The 6,012-nt window shown below is 66.4% G+C and carries 4 protein-coding genes; 1 reads left to right on the forward strand and 3 read right to left on the reverse strand.

The annotated features are described in order from the left end of the window. The first annotated feature begins 208 nt into the window (after nucleotides 1–208). Nucleotides 209–1,672 (forward strand): radical SAM/SPASM domain-containing protein, encoded by a 1,464-nt coding sequence (locus tag C2L80_RS12820; protein WP_092197364.1) that lies wholly within the window; start codon nucleotides 209–211, stop codon nucleotides 1,670–1,672. Between the two features lie 113 nt (nucleotides 1,673–1,785). Here C2L80_RS12820 and C2L80_RS12825 read toward each other — a convergent pair whose 3' ends face one another. The 3 genes from C2L80_RS12825 to C2L80_RS12835 form a co-directional block, all read right to left on the reverse strand. Continuing rightward, the gene (locus C2L80_RS12825; RefSeq protein WP_129589971.1) at nucleotides 1,786–2,202 is read right to left on the reverse strand and encodes a hypothetical protein; all 417 of its coding nucleotides are present in this window, start codon (nucleotides 2,200–2,202) and stop codon (nucleotides 1,786–1,788) included. A gap of 139 nt (nucleotides 2,203–2,341) precedes the next feature. Beyond that, nucleotides 2,342–4,120, reverse strand: a complete 1,779-nt coding sequence (gene aspS, locus C2L80_RS12830; protein ID WP_103263334.1) for an aspartate--tRNA ligase — start codon at nucleotides 4,118–4,120, stop codon at nucleotides 2,342–2,344. A 329-nt stretch (nucleotides 4,121–4,449) separates the two neighbouring features. Further along, a complete protein-coding gene (locus tag C2L80_RS12835; protein WP_103263335.1) occupies nucleotides 4,450–5,922 on the reverse strand; it encodes a helix-turn-helix transcriptional regulator in 1,473 nt (490 codons plus the stop codon). Nucleotides 5,923–6,012: the final 90 nt, after the last annotated feature.

Consider the following 6,012-nt stretch of genomic DNA (forward strand, 5'->3'; position numbering starts at 1 on the left):
AGTACGTGGCCGAGAGCGAGTGGGGCTCGAGGCGCTATCTGGACGTGACTCTGCTGGAGGGGTAGCCGCACCGGACGGCGGGCTTATGAGGCTGTCGGAAAAGTGCGCAAGATTCTTGACGGTACCCCCGCTCAGCATATCATGGACGAATCCGAAAAAGACCCAGCGGAGAGACGCGTCTAAGCACCGCACGGAAAAGAGGCAGACGATGAAACCAACCGACCGGATAAAGCGCGCCGCGTTCGAGAAAGCCCTCGACTACTTCCTCGCCGACCCCGAGCCCAACGCCGTCAAAATCATGGATCTGCTCGACAAGGTGGCGCCGGCCAACCTGTTCCCCAGCCAGCGCAGCGCCTTCCGCACCGCCATCGACCAGAAGAACAACTGGTACCAGCTCATCATGCGCGCGCTCGAGGACACGAACCCCGCCGTGCGCGACCGCCTGGTGAAGACGTTTCTCATCGACGGCAACCTCATGGCCTGGCCGAAGCAGGAGGCCATGCGCGAGAAGCACCGCTGCAACATCCCCTGGGCCATCCTCATGGATCCCACGAGCGCCTGCAACCTGCGCTGCACCGGCTGCTGGGCCGCCGAGTACGGCCACAAGCAGAACCTCTCCTACGACGAGCTGGACTCCATCATCCGTCAAGGCACGGAACTGGGCACATACGTCTACATCTACACGGGTGGAGAGCCGCTCGTGCGCAAACGCGATCTCGTCAAGCTGTGCGAGGCGCACCCCGACTGCACGTTCCTCTCGTTCACGAACGCCACGCTCATCGACGAGGAGTTCTGCCGCGACATGCTGCGCGTGGCGAACTTCATCCCCGCCATCAGCGTGGAGGGCTTCGAGGAGGCCACCGACGCGCGCCGAGGCGCCGGCACCTACGCCCAGGTCAGCCGCGCCATGCGGCTGCTCAAGCGCCACGGTTTGCCCTTCGGCGTCTCCTGCTGCTACACCAGCGCCAACGCCGAGTCCATCGCCTCTGAAGAGTTCTTCGATTGGATGATCGACCAGGGCGTTCTATTCTGCTGGATATTCACCTACCTGCCCGTCGGCGCGGACGCCCCGACGGAGCTGATGGTGCACGCCGACCAGCGCGAGCGCCTGTACCGCTTCGTCCGCGCCATGCGCGAGGAGAAGCCTCTGTTCACGCTCGACTTTCAAAACGACGGCGAGTTCGTGGGCGGCTGCATCGCCGGCGGGCGGCGCTACCTGCACATCAACGCGGCGGGAGACGTGGAGCCGTGCGTGTTCGCCCATTACTCCAACGCGAACATCCGCGAGGTCTCGCTGCTCGACGCGCTGCGCTCGCCCCTCTTCATGGCCTACTACGAAGGCCAGCCGTTCAACGACAACCTGCTGCGCCCCTGCCCCATCCTGGAAAACGAGGGCGTTCTGGCCGACATGGTGGAGGCGACGGGCGCGAAGTCGACCGACCTGCACAAGCAAGAGGGCGCACGCGCGCTCTGCGACAAGTGCGCGCGCTCCATCGCCGAATGGACGCCGACGGCCGAGCGCCTTTGGACCGACCCGAACGACCCGCAGCACGAGAAGCGCCAGGATCCCGACCAGGGCATGGCCGACACCGACAAGCGCAAGTTCGAACGCATCGGGCGCGAGCGCCCCTTCGCCGAAGCGACCACGGAGACGGGAAAACCCGCCGCCTGACGCGCGGCCAAAACGAGCACCCGCCCGAAAGAGCGCCGCGACGACGACCCGGCGACGGCAACCCGTCGTCCATCGCAAGCGCCAGTCGCCCGCACGTCGGCTGCAGCGAGCGCCTACCGGGCGATGCGCGGGCAGCGGCGCGCCAGCTCCGAAACGAACCGGCCTTCGTCCCGCACCGACACCATGAAGTCCTCCACGTCGTTCTCCACCATGACGCCCTGCAGCGAGCCGGCCCAGCCTCCCGTGATGAGGGCGTCTCGCTTCGGACGCACCCCGGTCACGAAGCGGTAGTCGAGCGCGCGCGTGCGCACCCCGAACGCCACGAACATGCCTTCGTCGCGCAGCTCGATATAGCTGCGCCAGAACGGTGCCAGAAGGAACGCCTCAAGTGCAATCAGCACAGCCGCACATGCCCCACCAACAATGGCGAACACAAGCCAGTCGGAATCGCCCCGCGCGTTGCGAACACGAACGTCGGAATGAAACTCACCGCGCAAAGCAGCGCCACGAGCGCCCCAGCAACGAGCCATCCCCGGTCGACCTTCCCCTCGAACCGTACGGCCTTTTCCATCCTCCGCTCCTCTCTCATCTCCGCTTAACGCGAAGGCCCGCCGGACAGGGCGGGCCTTCGCGCTTCGATTCGCCTCGTTCGCGCCTTCGCCCTTGCGGCTACAGCGTGCGCAGGCTCACTTCTTTGAGCTGGCGGGCCGTCACCGCGCTCGGCGCCCCCGTCATCGGATCGCTCGCCGAACTCGTCTTCGGGAACGCGATGACGTCGCGGATGGACGACTTGCCGGCCAGCAGCATGACGATGCGGTCGAGGCCGAGCGCGATCCCGCCATGCGGAGGAGCGCCCAGCTCAAGCGCCCGGATGAGGTGGCCGAACTTGTCGTCGATCTCCTCGTCGGAAAGCCCCAGCCTGCGCAGCACGCGGCGCTGCAGCTCGGCGCTGTGGATACGAAGGGAGCCGCCGCCTGCTTCGTAGCCGTCCATGACCAGGTCGTGGGAATAGCTGCCGCACGCGAGCGGGTCGTCCTCGATCTTGTCGAGATCCTCCTTGCGCACCTGCGTGAAGGGATGGTGCTCGGCAGCGTACTTCTTCTCCTCCTCGTCGTACTTGAACATGGGGAAGTCGACGATCCACAGCAAGCTGTGGCCCTCGCGCGGCACGTTCAGCAATTCGGCCATGCGCAGACGCAACGCGGAGAGCACCGCGCTCGCCACCGCGTACGTGTCGGCGGCGAACAGGACGAGGTCGCCCGGCTCCACGTCCATGGCCTGCTTGAGCGCCGTCCACTCCTCATCGGTGAAGAACTTCTTGATGGGGCTCTTCTCCTGCCCGTCGGTGGTGAAGGCCACCCACGCCATGCCCTTCGCGCCGTTCTCGGCCGCGACGTCCGCCAGCTTCTCCACCTCGCCGCGGCTCCAGTCGCCCGCGCCCTTCGCGTTGATGGCCTTCACGACGCCGCCGGAGGCCGCCACGCTCGAGAACACCTTGAAACCCGTGTCCTTCACGATGTCGGTGAGGTCCACCAGCTCCATGCCGAAGCGCGTGTCGGGGCGGTCGCAGCCGAAGCGCTCCATCGCCTCTGCGTAGGACATGCGCGGCAGCGGGAACTCGTGCTCCACCCCCGCAGCCGCCAGCACCTCGGCCATGACATCCTCCGTCAGGCTCAGGATGTCCTCCTGTTCGACGAAGCTCATCTCCACGTCGAGCTGCGTGAACTCGGGCTGGCGGTCGGCGCGCAGGTCTTCGTCGCGGAAGCACTTGGCAATCTGGTAGTAGCGCTCGATGCCGCCCATCATGAGCGTCTGCTTGAACTGCTGCGGGCTTTGCGGCAGCGCGTAGAACTTGCCCGGGTTCGGACGGCTCGGCACGATGTAGTCGCGCGCGCCTTCGGGCGTGGAGTTCGCGAGGATCGGCGTTTCCACCTCGAGGAAGCCGTGCTCGTTGAGCACCTTGCGCATGGCCTGGGCCACTTTGTGGCGCAGGTGCAGCGACCGGTACATCTCGGGACGGCGCAGGTCGAGGTAGCGCCATTTCATGCGGGTGGTCTCGTCCGTCTCGATGCCGTCCTCGATGGCGAAAGGCGGCGTCACGCTCGTGTTAAGGACCTCCACCGACGTCGCCAGCACCTCGATCTCGCCCGTGGCCATGTTCGGGTTCACGGCTTCCGCGCTGCGCTCGCGCACCGTGCCCGCGACCTTCAGCACGTACTCGCGTCCCAAGTGCTCGGCCGTGTCGAAATCTTCGGCGCTCACGCAATCGGGGTCGACGACCACCTGCGCATATCCCGTGCGGTCGCGCAGGTCGACGAAGATGAGGCCGCCGTGATCGCGGTTGTGCCACGCCCAGCCCGTGAGCACGACCTCGCGCCCCACGTCGGCCTTGCGCAGCTCGCCGCACGTGGCGGTGTGCATGCAGTACTCGTTCATGAAGTCCGTCATCAGTGGTTCCTTGCTCCTCAACGATGTCCCTCCCGCAGCGCGTGCGCTGAAAGGACGATACTCAAACTCGTTCATTGTACTGCATATGATCCGACAAGGGGAAACGGGCTTTCCCGCTTCATGCAAACTACGCGCGGGATAGCGGAGGCGAAGACGGCGAGGGGCGCAAGGGTGCGGGAGGAAAGCCAGCGGGAAGGAGCGCGAAGGGCCGAGGCGCCTGCAGGAGCGGACGGAAGGAAAGGACGGAAGGGCCAAAGCGCCGACAGGAAACGCGAAGCCGCGCCACCGGAGCAAGAAACAGGGCCGGGGCAAAAGGCGCGACAAGAGCGTCAGCCCTCGTCGACGCGCTGAAGCAGCTCTTCGCGCGACGAAACGCCCAGCTTGCGGTAGATGCTCTTCACGTGCGTGCGCACGGTGCTCTCGGAGATGACGAGCGTCTTCGCCACATACACGATGCCGTGGCCGCGGCCAAGGTACGCGAGGATCTCCGATTCGCGCGGCGACAGACCGCCCTCGCGCGACAAACGCTCGCAACGTTCCTGCAGCACGCCGACACCCTCGACGGGCGCGCAAGCGCCGTCGGCCGGCAAAGCGATCTCGCGGCGCCATGCCGCCACGAGCGGCACCCCCACGAGCAGTGCGAAGTACGCCGTGCTCAGCACGAGCAGCACCGGACCGCCCTGCTGGTACGCGAACAGCGGCAGCGAGCCGCACCAGATGCCCGCCAAAGACACGAGCGCGAACGCGGCCACGGTGAGCCCGTAGATGAGGGGAGGCGAGAACTCGCGCGCGTGCGCCATGGCGCAGAGGCTGGCCAGCGCCAAAATGCCGATGACGCCGTAGAACACGTACGACACCGAAGCCGCAAGCCACTGCGGCCCCGTGCCCACCGGAAAGCTGTTGAGCACGACGAGCGCGAGCGCGAACAGCGGAAGAAGCACCTGATAGACGAAGGGCAGCAGCGGATGGCGCGTCCCCACCACGCTGAGCGGCAGCACGACGCCGGCCGCCACGATGCCGCCAAGCGCCTCGACGTAGATGAGGTCGAACAGCATGAACTTGCGCACGCCCATGAGAAAGCCGAACACGAGCAACCCGACAAACGGCATGGCCAGGACCGAAGCCATGCGCCTGACGTTCGCCAGCAGATCGGCCGCGCCGCCGACGGGCGCAACCAGCTCCGAAGCGAGCGGATCGGGCACGGGCGCTTCGCCCTCCATCGCGTCGCGCACCGCGCAGGCAAGCTCGCCGTGCGACGCCTTCCAAAGCGGCAGCACCACGCCCAGCGCAAGCAGCAACCCGAACGCCACAAGCCCCACCTGCATCGACACGGCGGAAAGCAACAGCTCCACCAGCGAGCCCATGCCGATCAGCACGGCAAGGGAGAAGAGCGCTTGACGCATGTCGAGCGCCGAGAAGTACGTGCCCCACGCCAAACACAACGGCACCACGCCCACGGCGACGGCAAGACCCGCGGCGACGGCGATGGAGCCCACTGCGAAGCTTGGCACCGCAAGGGCGAGGGCGAACAGCACGAACCCGCCCACATAGCACGCCGTGGCCGCCGCGACGACCGGCAACCCCACGAAGGCGGCCCCGCCGCGCCTGAGCGACAGCACGGCGACGAGCAGGCCCATCGCCACCGCAGCCGCCATCATCGCGTTCACGAACCACGGCATGACCGCACCCGATGCGGGAAACAGGTCGTTGAACATGACGAGGTTCGGCGAATAGAGCGGCAGCGTCGAGAAGAACGCCACGAACAGCAGCGACTCCAATCTGAACTCCCGTGCGACGCGCATCGGCCCCTCCTTTCGCTCGCGCGGATCCATCGTGGGAAAGTATAACCGAAACCCTCCCCTTTGCGCGCCCGCCCGCATCTGTCCTCGCAC

Origin of the sequence: Rubneribacter badeniensis (genome assembly GCF_002899695.1) — a bacterium.
GTDB lineage: Bacteria > Actinomycetota > Coriobacteriia > Coriobacteriales > Eggerthellaceae > Rubneribacter > Rubneribacter badeniensis.